Genomic DNA, 17,956 nt, shown 5'->3' on the forward strand with positions numbered 1-17,956 from the left:
GGTCACCGCCGACCTGACCTCATCCCGCGACGTACTCCCGCAGGTGCCGCGCCGTCACGGTCTCCCCCTCGGACACGAGGGCCGCGGGGGTGCCGGTGAACACCACCTGACCGCCGTCGTGACCGCCGCCGGGGCCCAGGTCGATGATCCAGTCCGCGTGCGCCATCACCGCCTGGTGGTGCTCGATGACGACCACCGAGTTGCCGTCGTCGACGAGCCGGTCGAGCAGCGCGAGCAGCTTGTCCACGTCGGCCAGGTGCAGCCCGGTCGTCGGCTCGTCCAAGACGTACGTCGACGACCTCTCGGCCATGTGGATGGCCAGCTTGAGGCGCTGGCGCTCACCTCCGGAGAGGGTGTTGAGCGGCTGGCCGAGCCGCAGATAGCCCAGCCCGACATCGCTGAGGCGGCCGAGAATGGTGGCCGCCTGGCCCGCGGGGAAGAAGTCGTGCGCCTCGGCGACCGACATGCCGAGGACCTCGCTGATGTTCTTGCCGCGCAGCCGGTAGGTGAGGACCTCGGCCGTGAACCGCTGCCCCTCGCACTTCTCGCAGACGGACGCGACTCCGGCCATCATGGCGAGGTCGGTGTAGATCAGCCCGATGCCGTTGCACTTGGGGCAGGCGCCCTCGGAGTTCGCGCTGAACAGGGCCGCCTTGACGCCGTTCGCCTTGGCGAAGGCGGTGCGGATCGGGCCGAGCAGTCCGGTGTAGGTCGCCGGGTTCGAGCGGCGCGAGCCGCGTATCGGCGACTGGTCGGCCACCACCACGCCCTCCTGCCCGGAGAGATAACCGTGGATCAGCGAGCTCTTGCCGGAGCCCGCGACCCCGGTGACCACGGCGAGCACCCCGAGCGGGATGTCGACCTCGACGTCCTTGAGGTTGTGCCGGTCGGCGCCCTTGATGGAGAGCTGCCCCTTGGGCACCCGCACCTGCTCGCGCAGCCCGGCCCGGTGCTCCAGGTGCCGCCCGGTCAGCGTGCCGGAGGCGCGCAGCCCGGCCACGTCGCCGGTGAAGCAGATCTCGCCGCCCGCCGTACCGGCCCCGGGGCCGAGGTCCACCACATGGTCGGCGATGGCGATGACCTCGGGCTTGTGCTCCACCACGAGCACCGTGTTGCCCTTGTCGCGCAGCCGGAGCAGCAGGTCGTTCATGCGCCGGATGTCGTGCGGGTGCAGTCCGATGGTCGGCTCGTCGAAGACGTACGTGACGTCGGTGATGCTGGAGCCGAGATGGCGGACCATCTTCACGCGCTGCGCCTCGCCGCCGGAGAGCGAACCCGACGTGCGGTCCAGGCTGAGATAGCCGAGCCCGATCTCGACCAGCGATTCGAGCAGCTCGCGCAGGCCCGCGATCAGCGGCGCGACCGCCGGGTCGTCGAGGCCGCGTACGAACGCGGCCAGATCGCTGATCTGCATCGCCGAACAGTCGGCGATGTTGTGGCCGTCGATCCTGGACGACAGCGCGTCCGCGGTCAGCCTCGTGCCGTCGCAGAGCGGGCACCGGGCGAACACCACGGCCCGGTCGACGAAGGCCTTGATGTGCGGCTGGAGGGAGTCGCGGTCCTTGGCGAGCCACGTCCGCTGCATCTTGGCCACCAGGCCCTCGTACGTGAAGCCGTTCGAGCCGACCTTCACCTTGACCGGTGCCTTGTGCAGAAGGTCGGCCCACTCCTGCTCGGTGAAGTCCCTGAGCTTCTTGTCGGGGTCGTGGAAGCCGGAGTTGACCATGATCTGCCAGCTCCAGGAGTCCACCGCGTAGTAGGGGACGGTGATCGCACCCTCGTTCAGCGAGAGGTCGCGGTCCACAAGCTGGTCCACGTCGACGGTGGAGGCCTCGCCGGTGCCCTCGCACTCGGGGCACATGCCTTCGGGCAGATTGAAGCTGAAGGCGCCCGAGGTGCCGATGTGCGGGACGCCGAGGCGGCTGAAAATGATCCTGAGCATGGTGTACGCGTCGGTGGCGGTGCCCACCGTGGAACGCGAGTTGGCGCCCATCCGCTCCTGGTCGACGACGATCGCCGCGCTGAGATTACGCAGGCTGTCCACGTCGGGGCGGCTCTGGCTCGGCATGAACGACTGGACGAACGCGGTGTACGTCTCGTTGATCAGCCGCTGCGACTCGGCGGCGATGGTGCCGAAGACGAGCGAGGACTTTCCGGAGCCCGAGACTCCGATGAAGACGGTGAGCCGCCGCTTGGGAATGTCGAGCGAAACGTTCCGCAAGTTGTTCTCGCGGGCGCCTCGCACCTGGATCACGTGGTGGCTGTCGGCGGGGATGACCGTCACTGATGCTCCTTGGCCGGAACGGACTGAAGGAAAAGCGTACACCGTACCCAATCCCATGCGTACACCGTACCCAATATTTGCCCGGCGTCCATTTCCGTCCTCAATTGCCGTCCCAGAGCGCTCAGTTGGTATGGACATGACCGCCGAGTCGCTCCTATGCTCCGCCTGAACTCATCGTGAGAGCGCTCTCATCACCCTGTTCCTCCCCACCTCGACGGAACGACAGAAAGGGCACTGCCATGAGACGCAGAACCGGAGCCCGTATCGCCGTCTCCTCCCTGCTCCTGGTCGGCACCTGGGCAAGCGCCTCGCTCACCTCCACCGCCGGCGCCGCTCCCGCCCCCACTCCTCCCCCGGCCTCCGCGGGCATGCTCACCGCCCTCCAGGACGACCTCGGACTCACCGCGGGCCAGGCACGCGAACGCCTCGCCGCCGAGAAGACCGCGACCCGCGTCGACCGCGCGGCGCAGCGCGCGGCCGGATCCACGTACGCGGGCTCCTGGTACGACGCGGACACCGCGCGGCTCACCGTCGCCACCACCAGCGCGGGCAAGGCCACCGCTCTGCGCGAGACCGGCGCCACCGTCCGTGTGGTCCGCCACAGCGCGAAGGAACTGGACGCCGCCAAGGCGCGCATCGACGCGCTGGACGCACCCAAGGGCGTCAGCAGTTGGCACGTGGCGCCGCGCAGCAACAAGGTCGTGGTGAACGTCGTCGCTGCTCAGAAGAACGACAACGATGTCCGGCGGTTCGTCGACCGCGCCCGGAAGGCGGGCCCGGTCAAGGTCGAGACGGTCGGCAAGGCACCGACCACCTTCGCCGCGGGCACCGTGGGCGGTGACCCCTACTACACCGGCAACGTCCGCTGCTCCATCGGCTTCTCGGTGCACGGCGGGTTCGTCACCGCGGGCCACTGCGGGCAGGCGGGGGCCGGGGTGCGCGGCTGGGACGGCTCGAACATCGGCAGCTTCCAGGGCTCCTCGTTCCCCGGCAACGACTACGCGTACGTCAGCGTGGGCAACGGCTGGTGGACCGTCCCGGTGGTGCTCGGCTGGGGCACCGTCTCCGACCGGCTCGTGCGCGGATCGGCGGAGGCGCCCGTGGGAGCGTCGATCTGCCGCTCCGGCTCCACCACGCACTGGCACTGCGGCACCGTCCTCGCCAAGAACGAGACCGTCAACTACAGCCAGGGCGCCGTCCACCAGATGACCAAGACGAGCGTGTGCGCCGAACCGGGCGACTCCGGCGGCTCGTTCATCAGCGGCGACCAGGCCCAGGGCGTCACCTCGGGCGGCTGGGGCAACTGCAGCGGCGGCGGTGAGACCTGGCACCAGCCCATCAACGAGATCCTCGGGCGCTACGGCCTGACCCTGCACACCGCCTGACGGCGGCGGACCGCGCCGGGCCCGCGGGAGGGCCCGGCGCGTACGCCGCTGCGGTGAGTCCTGGCGGCTGGATGGCCCTAAGCGGGTTCACCGCTCCCACCCCGGAGGAAGGACTGCGGCTGCCACTGCCAGGAACGAACTGGTCCCGGAACCGTGCGTTCGGGGACGAACGGAGAACCGCGATGACAGCAAGGGCCTCTCGTCGGGATCGCGCCGGATCAGGGAGCGGGGTCCGCCGCCGCACCCGCATCGGCACGAGGCTCCTGGCCACGGTCGCCGTGGGCGCGCTCACCATGGGAGCCGCGCAGGAGAGCGCACCGGCGGGCGCCGGGGCCCCGGAGCAGGGCCGGTCGCCCTTCACCGGGATGCGGGCGCAGCAGGGCCCGGTGCTTGCGGTGAAGTTCGACAACGCACGCATGGCCAGGCCGCACACCGGCCTCGCGCAGGCGGACATCGTCTACGTGGAGAAGGTCGAGGGCGGCATGAGCCGGCTGATGGGGGTGTATTCCAGCCGCCTCCCGCAGGCCGTCGGTCCGGTGCGCAGCGCGCGGGAGTCCGACGTCGAACTCCTGCGGCAGTTCGGCCGCCCGGCCCTCGCCTACTCGGGGGTGCGCAGCTCCCTCAACAAGATGCTCAAGCAGTCGCCGCTGTACGCCCGCCCGCACGGCCGCCTCCCCGACGCCTACTTCCGCGACGGCGACCGGCCGGCCCCGCACAACCTCTTCGTCCGCCCCGAGGCCGTGCTGCGCTCGGCCCCCGAGGCCGACCACGCCGCCGACATCGGCTTCCGCTTCGGACCCGCCCCGGCCGGTGGCTCCCGCACCGCGGCACGCACCGTCCGCTACGCCTCGGCCAGCCACACCTTCAGCTGGTCACCCGGTGAGCGCCGCTGGCTCGCGTCCTTCGACGGAGCCCCGGCCCGCAGCACCTCGGGGGCGCGGCTGGGCGCGCGGACGATCGTCATCCAGCATGTGAGCATGCCCCCGTCGCGCTACAAGGACGTCAACGGCGCGGCGACGCCCTACATCAAGACGGTCGGCAGCGGCAGGGCGACCGTCCTGCGCGACGGCAAGGCGTACCAAACCCACTGGAAGCGGACGAGCCCCGAGGGCGGCACGACCTTCACGCTCTCCAACGGGCAACGGATGCCCTTTGCCCGCGGGCAGGTCTGGATGGTCTACGCGGACCGCTGATCCGGCCGCCCGGCCCCCGGCCCCGGACAGGCGTCAGCCCGGTGACCGTGATCGGTCACCGGGCTGACGTGCGTACTCCTGGCGGAGCGTCAGGTGCTCAGCCGCGTACGGACTCCAGCTCCCGGTCCTGGTCGTCCTGGCGCGCCGTGGGGAAGTCGCCGAGCTGCTTGTGCAGCTTCTCGCCCTCCACGTCGACGTTCGGCAGCGCGCGGTCGAGCCACTTAGGCAGCCACCACGCCTTGTTGCCCAGGAGGGCGAGCACGGCCGGGACGATCGCCATGCGCACGACGAAGGCGTCGAAGAGGACGGCGATGGCCAGGCCGAAGCCCATCATCTTGATCATGTCGTCGTTCTCCATGATGAAGCCGGAGAAGACGCTGATCATGATGACCGCCGCCGCGGCGACGACCCGTCCGCCGTGCGTGAAGCCCGTGACGACGGCCTCGCCGGAGCGCGCCCCGTGGACGTACGCCTCACGCATGCGCGTCACGAGGAACACCTCGTAGTCCATGGCGAGACCGAAGACCACACCGATCATGAAGATCGGCATCATGCTCATGATCGGGCCCGGCTGGTCCACGCCGACGAGGTCCGCGAGCCAGCCCCACTGGAAGACCGCGACGACTGCGCCGAGCGCGGCGGCCACCGAGAGGAGGAAGCCGAGCGCCGCCTTGAGCGGTACGAGGACCGAGCGGAAGACCAGCATCAGGAGCAGGAAGGCCAGGCCGACGACGAGTCCCAGGTAGGGAAGGAGCGCGTCGTCCAGGGTCTGCGAGAAGTCGATGGTCATGGCGGTGGCGCCGGTGACCAGGACCTCGGAGTTCGTCTTGTCCCCGAGCCCGTCGACCGTCGAGCGGATCTCCTTGACGACGCCCTCGGTCTTGTGGTCGCTCGGACCGGTCGTCGGCACGACGTTGAAGATCGCGGTGTCGTCGGACTTGTTGGGGTTGGCCGGAGTGACGGCGGCGACGCCGTCGATTTTGGCGATCTCCTTGCCGACGGCGCCCGCCGCGGCGGCGGCGCCCTTGTCCTTGTCCGTGTCGACGGTGACCATCAGCGGACCGTTGAAGCCGGCGCCGAAGGACTCGGACAGCATGTCGTACGCCTTGCGCTGCGTGGTGTCCGGCGCCGACGTGCCCTCGTCCGGCAGGCCGAGCTCCAGGCTGGTGGCCGGTACGGCGACCACACCGAGGCCCACCACGGCGAGCAGCAGCACCGGGATCGGGCGGCGCAGCACGAAGCGTGCCCAGCGCGTGCCCAGCTTCGGCTTGGCGTTCGGGTCCCGGAGTTCACTCACGGGCTTCTTGCGGTCCTTGCGGCGCAGCACCTTCTTGCCCGCGAAGCCGAGCAGCGCGGGGATCATGGTGAGCGCGATGAGGACGGCTATCGCGACCGTGCCGGCCGCGGTCAGGCCCATCTTCGTGAGGATCGGGATGTTGACGATGGCGAGGCCGGAGAGCGCGACAATGACGGTGAGTCCGGCGAACACCACGGCGGAGCCCGCGGTCCCGGTGGCACGGCCCGCGGCCTCCTCCGGCTCGCGCCCCTCGGCGATCTCCGCCCGGAAGCGGGAGACGATGAAGAGCGCGTAGTCGATGCCGACGGCGAGGCCGATCATCATCGCGAGCGTCCCGGTCATGGCGGAGAGGTCGAAGACGCTGCCGAGGGCCGCGATGCCCGAGACGCCGATGCCCACGCCGATGATGGCGGTGAGGAGCGGCATGCCCGCGGCGATCATCGAACCGAAGGTGATGAGCAGGACGACCGCGGAGACCGCGATGCCGATGAGCTCGGCGGTGCCGCCCATCTCCTGCTCCGCCATGACGGCGTCGCCGCCGGTCTCGACGGTGTAGCCCGACTTGCGGGTGTCGTCGGTGGCCTTGGTGAGCGCGTCACGCGCCTTGTCGGTCAGCTCGGTGGCGGTCACCTTGTACGTCACGGACGCGTACGCGGTGGTGCCGTCCTTGCTGACGGCGTTGGCCTTGAAGGGGTCGGCGACCTCGCTGACCTGCGGGCCCGCGCCCAGGGTCTTGACCAGCTTCTCGACGTCGCCCTTGGGGCCGGACTCGGTCAGCTTCTCGCCCTCGGGGGCGCGGATGACGACGCGGGCGGTGGCGCCCTCGGCGCTGGCCGCCGGGAACTTCTCGTCGAGGAGGTCGAAGGCCTTCTGGGACTCCGTCCCCGGCATGGAGAAGGAGTCTTCGGGCGGTGCGGGTGCGGTGGCCGAGGCGAAGCCGACGCCGGCCAGCAGCACCACCCACATCAGTGCCACATAGCGGCGTCGCCGGAAGGCGAGGCGGCCCAGTTTGTAGAGGAACGTAGCCACGGCGAAGGGGCTCCCGTCGGTTTCGGCAGGCGGAGTGAGACCCCCCGCGGCACGATCGGCGCACGTCAGGGCGGTCAGCAGGTTCCCTTCAATAGTCCAGGCCCACTCCGGCCCGGAAGTCAGACTCAGAGTCGGACTGTGAGCCCACGGGCGCTGTAGTGGCGTGCACGCAGGGTCATCCTCGGGGAGGAGATGTGATCAGGATGTGTAGGACCCACATCAAGTCGCAGGTCACCGGAGGATTCGGCTCCGTACCGTGGGACACCTGTTCACCCGAGAACAACTCGCCCCCATACCACCTCAATAGGAGCGATAAGGTGTCGAGTCAGCTCTCAGATACTTGTCATCACCATCCAGGAGAACCTTCGTGACTCTTGCCATCGCGCCGTCTGAAGCAGCCACGCCGTCGGAAGTCTCCGAGCCGGTGGCCCGGGACGCCCGCGAGTTCGGTGCCTACGCACGGACCGGCGGCTGGGCCTTCGCCCTGAAGGTGGCGCGCAGCGTGCGCCCCGGCGGACAGGGCGCCGACGAGACGCCGAAGGTCTCGGCGAAGGAGTTCAGCGAGCTGGCCGGCTGCTCCGCCGAGCGCGTCATGCGCTACTACAAGGCCTGGGACAAGGCCGCTGACGACGGCCTCGTACCCCTTTTCGAGGCCCTCACGCCCGGTGAGGACATCGAACTCCCGGACTCCGACGTCTGGTTGACGTACTACGCCTCCCGCTCCAGCGCCCTCACCCCCCGCGGCACCGCGATCACGGAGGCCGCCGAGGCCGAGGGCATCCGCCCCACCAAGGCCCTGGAGGTCGCCGAGAACCCCACCGCGCTGCGGGCCGCGATCCTCGCCGACCCCGGCACCGCCGAGGCCGCGCGGCGTGCACTGATGGACCGGCTCGAGGAGGACCCGGCGCTGCGCACCGAGCTCGTCCGCGACATCGTGCGGGCGGACGACCTCAAGAAGGCGGTCGCGGCCGAGGCCAAGGCGGGCGACCGCGTCGACTACGTCCGCCAGATCGTCGACAAGGGGCAGGTCAAGACGCCGGCGGGCCAGCTGATCGACGCGCCCGCCGAGCTGAAGGAGGAGGCCGAGCGGCACCTGTCCCTCATCGACGAGCTCGACGAGGGCGAGGACTCCGGCGAGTGGGCGCGTGAGGCGTACGACACCGTGAAGGACCTGGTCGCCCAGACCGTCCAGAGCGACCCGCAGCTGCGGGTGCAGGAGCGCCGCGCGAAGTTCTACAGCAGCCTGCAGAAGGCGACGAAGGTGTTCGAGGAGCTGACCTTCGACGACGCCGAGGTCGACGACATCTACGAGGACGACATGCTGCTGCGCCTGGAGGAGCTGCAGAAGTCGATCGCCGCGTGCATCACGGCGCTGCAGACGGCGACGGCGGGCTCGGCTCCCACCGGCTCCACCACGGCCGGGGCCGGTGATGATGCCGAGGCAGCCGCCACGGCCACCGCCGCCTCTGAAGCCGTTGCCGTCTTCGACGACATGCCCGTCTTCGACGACCCGGCCGGCACGGCGCGGGACGCCGGCTGACGACCGCGGGCCCCGCCCTCCCCGTACATCCCGATGATGACCATGGCTTCTCCCGTAGCCCTGGAGTCGTACGGAATGACCCATACGCGGAGGGATTCGCCGCACCCCGCCCTGCTCGTAGCTTCTTGATCAACGTACGGAGACCGGCGTACGGAGTTGATCGAGAGGTCATGGATCTATGCACGGCAAGGCATTCGCGCCCGAGTATCAGGGCGAGTTGGGCGCGGCACTCGGGGTGAACTCCTCCTACGAGGAGGTGCTGACGGCGGCGGACCGCGCCCTCTCCCAGGCGGACACCGCACTGGAGAGGGCGCGCGCCGCACTCGCCCTGGCCGAGGCCAACCGACGGCTCGGCCAGGTGGACGACGCGGGCTCCGCCTGGCGGCAGAGCTACCGCAGCGCACGCGTCGCGGGGGACGCGGGCGCCATGGCGTGGGCACTGTGGAGCGGCGGCACGCTCGCCCGCCAATGCGGCCAACTGCGGCTCGCGCGACGGCTTCTGGCGTGGGGAGTCGCGCTGGCCGCCGACAGCGGGGAGCGGCTCGCGCACGGCTACGCCCTCGCCGGACTCGCCGAGACGGGACGTATCCAGGGGGATTACGCGGCGGTGGCCGCCCTGCACGAGCAGCTCCTGGAACAGGGCCGCGAGCACGGGGAAGCGCGGCACATGGTGTGGGCGATGTCGGGCATCGCGCAGATGCGGCGCAACACCGGCGACTACACCGAGGCCCTGGAGCTGTTCGAGGAGTGCGTCAGGATCTCGGCCGACGCCCAGGACGCGCGGGGGCGCGCCTGGTCGCTGCGCGGGGTCGCCGACGTCCTGTCGCTGCGGGGCGAGGCGGAGAAGGCGCTCGCGCTGCTCTCGGAGGCGGAGGTCATCTGCCGGGCCATGGATCTGGCGAGCGCGCTCGCGTACAACCACAAGATGCGCGGCAACGTCCTTTACCGGGACGGGCGTTATGCCGCCGCACGGGAGATCTACGCCATCGCCCTCGATGAGTTCGACGCCATGCGGGAGCCGCGCGGCGCGGCCCTGTCCCGGCTCGGTCTGGTCAAGTCGCGGGCCAGGCTCGGCCACGACCGCAGCGAGACCCTGGCCGAACTCGCCGCGCTGGAGGCGGACTTCGCGCGCATCGGGCTGCGGCAGGCGCGGGAGGCGGCGGCCGAGTTCCGCGCCGAGATGGCCACCCGGCCGGAGCCGAGCATGACCTGACGCGGGCGTACCGGGGGGTTACCCGGCCCGGGTGATCCGGATGCCGACCGTCCCGCTCGTGCCCCGCCGGATCTTGCTGCCGAGCAGCGTGAGGCGGCCGATCAGGCCGTACTTGCGCGCGATGAGGGTGCGGTAGCGCGCGGTCTCCTGCGGGTCGCAGATCTCGGCGGTGGCGGGCACCTGCTTGCCGGTGGGGTTGCCCCGCAGGTCACAGGGGCCGATCAGGACGTCGGAGCGGTTACGGATCCGCTTGACCTTCCAGGAGTCGGCGGCCGTCCAGACACCGAGTGCGGCCCCGTCCTGAACCACCCAGACGGGGCTCGGCACCGGGGTGCCGTTCTTGCGGTAGCTGGTGACCAGGAGGTATTTCCCCGCGCCGAGCCCCGCCTGCGCTGCCTCGTCCACTTGACCGCTCCTGAGCTTGTGTTGACCCACGTGCAAACCGCCGACGCTGCGGATGCTACTCGCGATCACGTTCGCCTGACGTGTGTGGGTACAGGAGCGCCCGCGGGCCCCGGAGCGAGCCGGGTCCCGCGGGCGCGTGGCGCGTGCTGCTCAGGCGCCCCAGGTGCCCTGGTTGACGGCGCAGTTCCAGCCGTTGCCGTGGACCTTGAACTTCACCTTGTACGACCTGGTGTTCAGCAGGCGCGTCTTGACCCTGACCCCGAGGCTGGCCTTGCCCGCCAGGCTCTTGTCGTAGACGGAGATGGTCTTGGAGGTCTTCTTCGTGATCTTGCCGCCCTTCGCCTTCGCCGAACCGAAGCGGACGTTCTTGACGTTGCTGACGGTGAAGGTGACCTTCTTAAAACTCTTGGTGCTCTTGTTCTTGAGGCCGAAGTACAGGCCGTCGCCCTTCACCCAGCCGCCCGGGCCGATGTAGAACCGGGACGTGTAGACGATGTCGATCGGGCAGCCGGCGTTCTGCGCCGAGGCGGTCGACGCCTTCGGCGCCTTCGGTGCGTCCGCCGCTGACGCCGATCCGGCCAGGCCGAGCTGAGCGGCCGTGAGGGCCCCTGCCGTGGCCAGGACTGCGGCGGTCGTACGTGCGTGGTTCATCAAGGCTGGTGCCTTTCCCCCTGCGGCCCTCTCGGGCCCAACTGTCAGAATGCTGCGATGGATGCGCACAAGGTGGTCCGCGTCCCTGTGCCGCCCGTATTTTTAGCAGGCGGACGGACATGAGTGGACATCAGGTTGTCCGAGCGCACAGCACCGTGACAAAAGCCGGACAATCGCCGGGCGGTCCGCCGACGGCTCCTCACATCGGAGGTGGCGCGGGCGCGGGGCCCAGTGTCGTCGTGCCCGGGGTGGTCCGTCGGGCGAGGCCGGTGCGGTAGGCGTCCATGGCGGCTTCCGTGCGTCCGGTGCGCCGCAGAAGGTCGCCGAGCAGGCAGCACAGGCCTGCCATGTCCCCGGCCGCGCCCGCGCGTTCGAGCAGCGGCAGGGCGGCACGGTAGTGCTCCTCGGCGCCCTCCGCGTCACCGCACTCCTCCGCGATGAGGCCGAGCAGCCGGTGTGCGGCGCCCTTGTGCACCGCGCCGCGTCCGGCCCGAAGCGCCGGGGTCTCAGTGGCCCGTGGACCGGCGGCAAGGAGCGGCCGCAGCAGCGCCTCGGCCTCCTCGGTCCTGCCGCGCCTGCGCAGCACGTCCGCGAGTTCCACCTCGACCTGGTCGGCGTAGAGCGCGGCCCGCTTGGCGGTGAGCATGTCGTGGGCGGTGCGCAGTTCGTGCTCGGCCCGTTCCAGGTCGCCGTCCTGAGCGTGCACATAGCCGCGCATCCAGTGGCAGTGGGCGAGTTCGGTGCGAAGGTGGAGCTGCTGGTAGAGGTCCTGGGCCTTGGCAAGCGACGCGTCGGCCTCCGCGATGCGGCCCTGGGCGATGAGCGTGCGGGCCACCCCGCGGTGCATGCCCGCGAGCAGCGCGGGGTCCTGCACGCGCGGCGCGAGCGCCAGGGCCAGTTCGGCGGCGTGCGCGGCACGCTCGTGTGCGCCCATGTCCATGTACGGGGCGATGGACGCCGAGTAGAGGAGGAGCAGTGCGTCCGGGTCGTGCAGCCCTGAGGCATTGAGCTGGTCGAGCGCGGTCTCCAACAGGTGGCAGGCGTAGCGGAGTTCGCCCGTGAGGCGGTGGGCGTTGGCGCGGCCGCGGATGGCGGGGACGCGGCGCGGCAGCGGCTCGTCGGCGAGCAGCCGCTCCACGGTGGTGAAGCACGCGTGCGCGTCGTCGAGGTCGCCGGATTCGAGGAGGCAGTCGCCGAGGCCGAGGAGTGCGGCTGCCCGCTCCCCCGGCAGGGCGTGCTCGACGGCTTCGGCACACAGCGCGCGGAAGAGCGGGGCCGCGTCCTCGGGGGAGCCGGTGGCCAGGGCGCGCCGCGCGTCGGTGAGGCGCAGGCGCAGCTCGGCGGCGAGGCGGGCCGGGCGTCCCGTCGCGAGCTCCTCGGGGGTGACGCCGAGGCGCTGCGCCAAGTGCCGAAGGGCCGCTTCGGAGGGCCGCACCTTGCCCGACTCCAGCGTGGAGACGTAGGCGGGTGTGTACGCGGGTTCGGCCAACTGGCGCTGGGTGAGGCCCAGTTCCGTGCGCAGCCGCAGGACGCGACGCCCGATCTCGGCGGGCTCGTCCGGTCGTGCGCCTCCTGATCCGCTCTCCGTCATCTTTTTCCCTCCGGGTCCGGCTCCGCGTCCGAGCGACGTTCATCCAGGTCTGGAGCGCATGGGCGTGGCGGTGCTCGCCGCAACTCGGCGGTCCCGCAGTCCCCTTGCGTCTCAGGCATTGCCTGGCTTCCCCTCAGCCCCTACATTGAATCGCGCCTTAAGCTCCCTTAACCCCCCACTTATATCGCGGACTTGCCGTGAATCGGCGACTCGGTCCGCGCCGACCCCGGAGATCGTCCATGCGTAGACACGCTTCCCGTATATCCGGTATACCCCGCATGTCCCGCAAGCGGCTCGCTGTCGCCACCGGTGTCGCCCTGGCCACGACGCTCGCCGTCACCGCGCCTGCCGCCGTGGGCCAGGGCACGGACGGCAGCGCGCCCGCCGCCCAGGGCGCCGACCGCGTCGAGGTCGAGTACTTCACCGGCCCCGACAGCCACCCCCGCCACACCGAGGTCCCCGCCTCCGCCCCGCTCACCAGGAAGGAGCGGGCCACGGTCCAGGACGACGGCGACGTCCTGCCGATCGTGGAGGCCGGAGCGAGCGAGACCAAGGTCGACGTCGTCTTCATCGGCGACGGCTACACCGCCGCCCAGCAGGAGGACTTCCACGCCGACGCGCGCACCAAGTGGAAGGAGATGGCCGCCGTCGAGCCGTACGCCCAGTACGAGGACCTGTTCAACGTCTGGGCCGTCGACGCCCATTCGCAGGACTCCGGCGTCTCGGGCGACCCGACCAGTGACGTCCGCAAGGACACCGCCCTGAACTCGGCCTTCTTCTGTGACGACATAGAGCGTCTGCTGTGCGTGGACACCAACAAGGTCGAGGCGTACGCGAGCAAGGCCGCCGACCCCGATCTCGTCATCGTGCTCAGCAACTCCACCAAGTACGGCGGCGCCGGCTACAACGACATCACCTCACCGTCCGGGTACGACGGCATAGGCACCGCCTCGTCCGACCACCCCGACTCGGATCAGGTCGCCGTCCACGAGACCGGCCACTCCTTCGGCAAGCTCGCCGACGAGTACTGGTACGACGAGAGCACCTACACGGGCCCCGAGCCCGGCGAGTCCAACCTCAGCAAGCTCGGCGCCGACGAGATGGCCGCGCAGAAAGTGAAGTGGCACCACTGGCTCGGGCAGGCATCGCCTGACGGGGGCACGGTCGGCGCGTACGAGGGGGGCGGCTACCACGGGCACGGCCTGAACCGCCCCACCGAGGACTCGATCATGCGCACCCTGGGCCGCGAGTTCAATCTGCCCGGCCGCGAGGCGATGATCGCGGGCTTCCACCAGCACGCACCCGTGCTCACCTCCGCCACCCCCACCGACCGCAAGGTGCGCGGCACCCAGCGCATCCGCGTCGAGGCGTCCTCCCACGCCGAACTGCGCTGGTACGTCGACGGCCGCGAGGCACGAAAGGCGCGGGGCGCGGACAGCGTGACCCCCAAGGCGCTCGGGGTACCGGCCGACGGGCGCGCGCACACCGTCACGGCACGCGCCACCGACCGGAACAAGGCGGTCCGTACCCCGGAGCTGCGCAAGCTGATGACGGGTTCGCTCAGCTGGCAGGTCACCCGCTGACCCGAAGCCGGCACCCCGCCCGATGGACCGGGGCGGGCGCCTGACGGCAGGACACCACCCCCTGCCGTCAGGCGGCCACCGGGGATACTGCCGGTCATGACCACGCACCCCGGGCAATCGCGCGACGCGGCGACGCCCGCCCTGGAGTGGACACTGCGGACCGCGGAGCCCACCGATGCCGAGACCATCGCCGAGCTGCGCGCCACGGTGCTGCGACCGGATCTGGAGCGGCTGGGCCGGTTCGACGAACAGCGGGTGCGCCAGAGATTCCGGGACGCCTACTCCCCCCGGGACACCTCGGTGATCCTCGTCGACGGCGCCTTCGCGGGCTGCGTCGCCCTGCGGCCGGCCGACGACTGCCAATGGCTCGAACACTTCTACCTCGACCCCGCCCTCCAGGGCCGGGGCCTTGGATCGGCCGTGCTCCGCGGGCTGCTCGACCGGACCGACACCGACGGAAGCCTCGTCCGCCTGAACGTCCTGCAGGGCAGTACGGCCCGGCGTCTCTACGAGCGCCACGGCTTCAGCATCGAGGACGAAGACCCCGTGGACGTCTTCATGATGCGGCCGCCCGGCCGGGAATTGGCCCACACCCAAGGCCCCCGAATGGTCCACGGCCCGGACCATTCGGCTGGCTAGCCTCCTCCCGTCAGCGAAGGAACCGGCCCAACGGCCGCCTGCCACGGGAGCGTCGTGCCGATCCAGATCCTGCCGCCCGCGGGAGCGCCGCGCGTGCTCGCCACGGCCCAGTTGTGCAACTCGCTCGGCGACGGCGCCTACTACGTGACCTCGGCCCTCTACTTCACCCGCGTCGTCGGCCTCTCCCCCACCCAGATCGGGCTCGCGCTCACGATCGCGTGGGCCATCGGTTCCGTGACGGGTGTCCCGCTGGGCGCGCTGGCCGACCGGAGGGGGCCGCGCGGCATGGCGGTGCTGCTCGCCCTGGCCACCGGCGCGTCGGTGGCGTCCTTCCTGTTCATCCGCTCCTTCGTGCCCTTCCTCGTCGCGGCCTGCCTGTACGCGGTCACCCAGTGCGGGCTCGCCGCGGCACGGCAGGCGCTGCTCGCGGGCCTGGTCACGCCGGGGGCCCGCACGGGTGTCCTGGCCCACCTTCAGTCGACGCTCAACGCCGGTCTCGCCGTCGGGGCGGCCGTCGGCGGCGTCGCCCTGCAGCACGACACGCGCGAGGCGTATCTGGCGGTCTTCACACTGGACTCGGTCAGCTTCCTGCTCTGCGCGCTGGTGCTGCTGCGGCTGCCCGCGGTGCCGCGGTCCGTGGGGCGCGGGAAGGGCGAGCCCCGCCTCGCGGTGCTCCGCGACCGGCCGTACGCCGTCATCACCGTGCTCAACGCGGTCCTGCTGCTGCGGATGCCGCTGCTGAGCCTGGCGATCCCGCTATGGGTGGTGGAGCGGACGAACGCGCCCAGCTGGCTGGTCTCGGCGCTCTTCGTCCTCAACACCCTTGCGGTGATGGCGTTCCAGGTCCGCATGGCCCGCGACGTCGACGGCCCGCGCTCGGCCACCCGCGCGGTACGACGCTCCGGCCTCGTCATGCTCGCCTCGTGCGCGGTCCTCGCCTGCTCGGCGGCGGGGCTGCCGGTGTGGGCGACGGTGGCGGTACTGGTGGCGGGGGCGGTGCTCCAGGTCATCGCGGAGATGCAGCAGTCCGCGGGCTCCTGGCAGATCAGCTTCGACCTGGCGCCCGCGCATCAAGTGGGCCAGTATCAGGGGTTCTTCGGCTCCGGTGTCCCCGTCGCGCGTACCCTCGGCCCGCTCCTGCTCACCTCGCTCCTCGTGGTGTGGGGCGTGCCGGGCTGGTTCGTCCTCGGCGGGATCTTCGTCGGGGCGGGTCTCGTGACGGGGCCAGCCGTGCGGTGGGCGGAGCGGTCGCGGGCCGCGGGCGTGCGGGCGGGGCACGGAAGCAGCGAAGCGTATATTCATCGGCCGACCACCAGCACGCCGAGGGATGGGTACTCCGCACATGGGTGACCTCGCAGAGATCGACGAGTCCTTGGTCCGTTCCCTGCTCCATGAGCAGCACCCAGACCTCGCCGGCCTCGAACTCCACGGGGCGGTACGCGGTTGGGACAACCAACTGTGGCGCCTGGGCGAGGACTTGGCCGTACGCATCCCGTGCACGGAACGCGCCCCTGACCTGCTCCGCAAGGAGCACCACTGGCTCCCCGGCCTGGCCGCACGCCTGCCCCTGCCGGTGCCGACACCCCTGCGGATCAGCGAGCCGTCCGCCCGCTTCCCCAAGCCGTGGACGGTCACGGCCTGGGTCCACGGTGAACCGGCCGACCGCACCCCCCTCAGCCGCGGTGACCACGCGGCCGACACGCTGGCGCGGTTCCTGCGGGCGCTCCACGTGGAAGCGCCCGCGGATGCCCCGGTCAACCCGACGCGCGGCCTTCCTCTCCACCACTACGCGCCCGGACTCGACGAAGGCCTCAAGGCCCTCGCCGCCTTCAGCGACGTCCCCACCGGCGTACGGGACATGTGGGAGGACGCCGTCTCGGCCCCCGAACCGGCGGGCCCGCCGGTCTGGCTGCACGGCGACCTGCACCCCGCGAACGTCGTCGGCTCCGGCGGCACGCTGTCCGGCGTGCTCGACTTCGGCGAACTCTGCGCGGGAGATCCCGCGACCGACCTCTCGGCGGCATGGCTGCTCCTTCCCGCGGGCGCGGCGTCACGGTTCTTCGACGCCTACGCCCGCGCGGACGAGGCGACCGTCAGGCGCTCCCGGGGCTGGGCGCTGCTGCGCGCCTTCGGCCTCATCCACATCGGCCGCGCCGGTGAGAAGGGGCTCCCCGGCGGGAAGCTGACCTGGGGCGTGGCAGGCCGGGCAACGCTCGATCGCGTCCTGGCGGACCACTGACGGCCTCGGTTGCCCGGGCTCGGGTGCCAAGCCCGACCCGGCCCGCCCCCTCCCGGTAAAATCCTCGCCTGTGCCGACCATCCGCCACACCCCTCGGGCGACCACCGGCCTGCTCCCCCTCCGCGCGGGCGCCGAGGTCGACGCGCACCGGCACGACGAGCACCAGATCGTGTACGCGGGCCGCGGCGTCCTCTCGGTCACCACTGACGCGGGCAGTTGGGTCGCGCCCGCGACGCGAGCCATCTGGATCCCCGCGGGTACCGTCCACGAGCACCGCGCGTACGGCGACACGGACCTGCACTTGGTGGGCCTGCCGATGGCGGACAACCCGCTGCGCCTCGACCGGCCCGCCGTGCTCGAAGTCGCCCCGCTGCTGCGCGAGTTGATCATCGAGTACACCCGGGAGGCCGAGGCGCCCGAACCGCCCGCGCCTCGCGACGGGCGCGGCGCCGAGCGCCGTCGCCTGCGGGCCGTCCTGCTGGACCAGCTCCGCCACTCGACCCAGCAGCCCGTCCACGTGCCGGCGGCCCGCGATCCACGGCTGGTCGCGGTGTGCGCCATCCTCCGCGCCGACCCGGCCGACCCCCGGACCCTGGCGCGGCTCGGCGCCGCGACGGGCGTCAGCGACCGCACCCTGACCCGGCTCTGCCGCGCCGAACTCGGCATGAGCTTTCCCCAGTGGCGCACCCAACTGCGCCTGCACCACGCCCTGTGCCTGCTGGCCGACGACATCCCGGTCACCGTGGTCGCGCACCGCTGCGGCTGGGCATCGAGCAGTGCCTTCATCGACGTCTTCCGCCGGGCCTTCGGCCACACGCCCGGCGCGTGGCGGGCACACAACCAGCCAAGGGAGCGCATCGCATCGACCGGCCATGTGTCAACACAGGGTTGACACCCCTTTGACTGT

At 71.1% G+C, this 17,956-nt stretch carries 14 protein-coding genes; 9 read left to right on the top strand and 5 right to left on the bottom strand.

The features are described 5' to 3' along the window. Window positions 1–19 precede the first annotated feature (19 nt). Window positions 20–2,254 carry an ATP-binding cassette domain-containing protein gene (locus ACWD02_RS12880; protein WP_451209194.1) on the bottom strand — a complete coding sequence of 745 codons (2,235 nt, stop codon included), beginning with the start codon at window positions 2,252–2,254 and terminating at the stop codon, window positions 20–22. A gap of 269 nt (window positions 2,255–2,523) precedes the next feature. Between ACWD02_RS12880 and ACWD02_RS12885 the strand changes: the two genes are divergently transcribed. Continuing rightward, entirely contained in the window at window positions 2,524–3,669 is a 1,146-nt protein-coding gene (locus tag ACWD02_RS12885; protein WP_451208418.1) for a S1 family peptidase, read from the top strand. A 182-nt stretch (window positions 3,670–3,851) separates the two neighbouring features. After that, entirely contained in the window at window positions 3,852–4,862 is a 1,011-nt protein-coding gene (locus ACWD02_RS12890) for a DUF3048 domain-containing protein (RefSeq protein ID WP_451208421.1), read from the top strand. Window positions 4,863–4,959: 97 nt separating this feature from the next. On the opposite strand, the gene ACWD02_RS12895 is transcribed toward ACWD02_RS12890, so the two are convergent. Further along, window positions 4,960–7,188 carry an MMPL family transporter gene (locus tag ACWD02_RS12895; RefSeq protein ID WP_451208423.1) on the bottom strand — a complete coding sequence of 743 codons (2,229 nt, stop codon included), beginning with the start codon at window positions 7,186–7,188 and terminating at the stop codon, window positions 4,960–4,962. Window positions 7,189–7,555: 367 nt separating this feature from the next. Here ACWD02_RS12895 and ACWD02_RS12900 point away from each other — a divergent pair, with 367 nt between their 5' ends. Then, a complete protein-coding gene (locus ACWD02_RS12900) occupies window positions 7,556–8,728 on the top strand; it encodes a hypothetical protein (protein ID WP_451208426.1) in 1,173 nt (390 codons plus the stop codon). Between the two features lie 178 nt (window positions 8,729–8,906). Continuing rightward, window positions 8,907–9,941 carry a tetratricopeptide repeat protein gene (locus ACWD02_RS12905; RefSeq protein ID WP_451208429.1) on the top strand — a complete coding sequence of 345 codons (1,035 nt, stop codon included), beginning with the start codon at window positions 8,907–8,909 and terminating at the stop codon, window positions 9,939–9,941. Window positions 9,942–9,959: 18 nt separating this feature from the next. On the opposite strand, the gene ACWD02_RS12910 is transcribed toward ACWD02_RS12905, so the two are convergent. The 3 genes from ACWD02_RS12910 to ACWD02_RS12920 form a co-directional block, all read right to left on the bottom strand. Next, complete coding sequence (locus ACWD02_RS12910; protein ID WP_451208432.1) at window positions 9,960–10,346, bottom strand: PPOX class F420-dependent oxidoreductase; 387 nt, start codon at window positions 10,344–10,346, stop codon at window positions 9,960–9,962. A 150-nt stretch (window positions 10,347–10,496) separates the two neighbouring features. Beyond that, on the bottom strand, window positions 10,497–10,997 hold the full coding sequence (locus ACWD02_RS12915; RefSeq protein WP_451208435.1) for a hypothetical protein: 501 nt from the start codon (window positions 10,995–10,997) through the stop codon (window positions 10,497–10,499). A 199-nt stretch (window positions 10,998–11,196) separates the two neighbouring features. After that, window positions 11,197–12,588: a helix-turn-helix domain-containing protein gene (locus ACWD02_RS12920; RefSeq protein WP_451208437.1), complete on the bottom strand. Its 1,392-nt coding sequence runs from the start codon at window positions 12,586–12,588 to the stop codon at window positions 11,197–11,199. 278 nt (window positions 12,589–12,866) lie between these two features. Between ACWD02_RS12920 and ACWD02_RS12925 the strand changes: the two genes are divergently transcribed. The 5 genes from ACWD02_RS12925 (at window position 12,867) to ACWD02_RS12945 (ending at window position 17,941) form a co-directional block, all read left to right on the top strand. After that, complete coding sequence (locus ACWD02_RS12925) at window positions 12,867–14,171, top strand: M64 family metallopeptidase (protein ID WP_451208440.1); 1,305 nt, start codon at window positions 12,867–12,869, stop codon at window positions 14,169–14,171. A 96-nt stretch (window positions 14,172–14,267) separates the two neighbouring features. Then, entirely contained in the window at window positions 14,268–14,810 is a 543-nt protein-coding gene (locus ACWD02_RS12930; RefSeq protein WP_451208443.1) for an N-acetyltransferase family protein, read from the top strand. Window positions 14,811–14,864: 54 nt separating this feature from the next. Further along, a complete protein-coding gene (locus tag ACWD02_RS12935; RefSeq protein WP_451208446.1) occupies window positions 14,865–16,160 on the top strand; it encodes an MFS transporter in 1,296 nt (431 codons plus the stop codon). Next, the gene (locus tag ACWD02_RS12940; RefSeq protein ID WP_451208449.1) at window positions 16,153–17,049 is read left to right on the top strand and encodes an aminoglycoside phosphotransferase family protein; all 897 of its coding nucleotides are present in this window, start codon (window positions 16,153–16,155) and stop codon (window positions 17,047–17,049) included. The genes ACWD02_RS12935 and ACWD02_RS12940 overlap by 8 nt, the downstream gene beginning before the upstream one ends. Window positions 17,050–17,119: 70 nt before the next feature. After that, window positions 17,120–17,941, top strand: a complete 822-nt coding sequence (locus tag ACWD02_RS12945; protein WP_451208451.1) for an AraC family transcriptional regulator — start codon at window positions 17,120–17,122, stop codon at window positions 17,939–17,941. Window positions 17,942–17,956: the final 15 nt, after the last annotated feature.

The sequence above is a fragment of the Streptomyces sp. NPDC002853 genome (assembly GCF_053591915.1).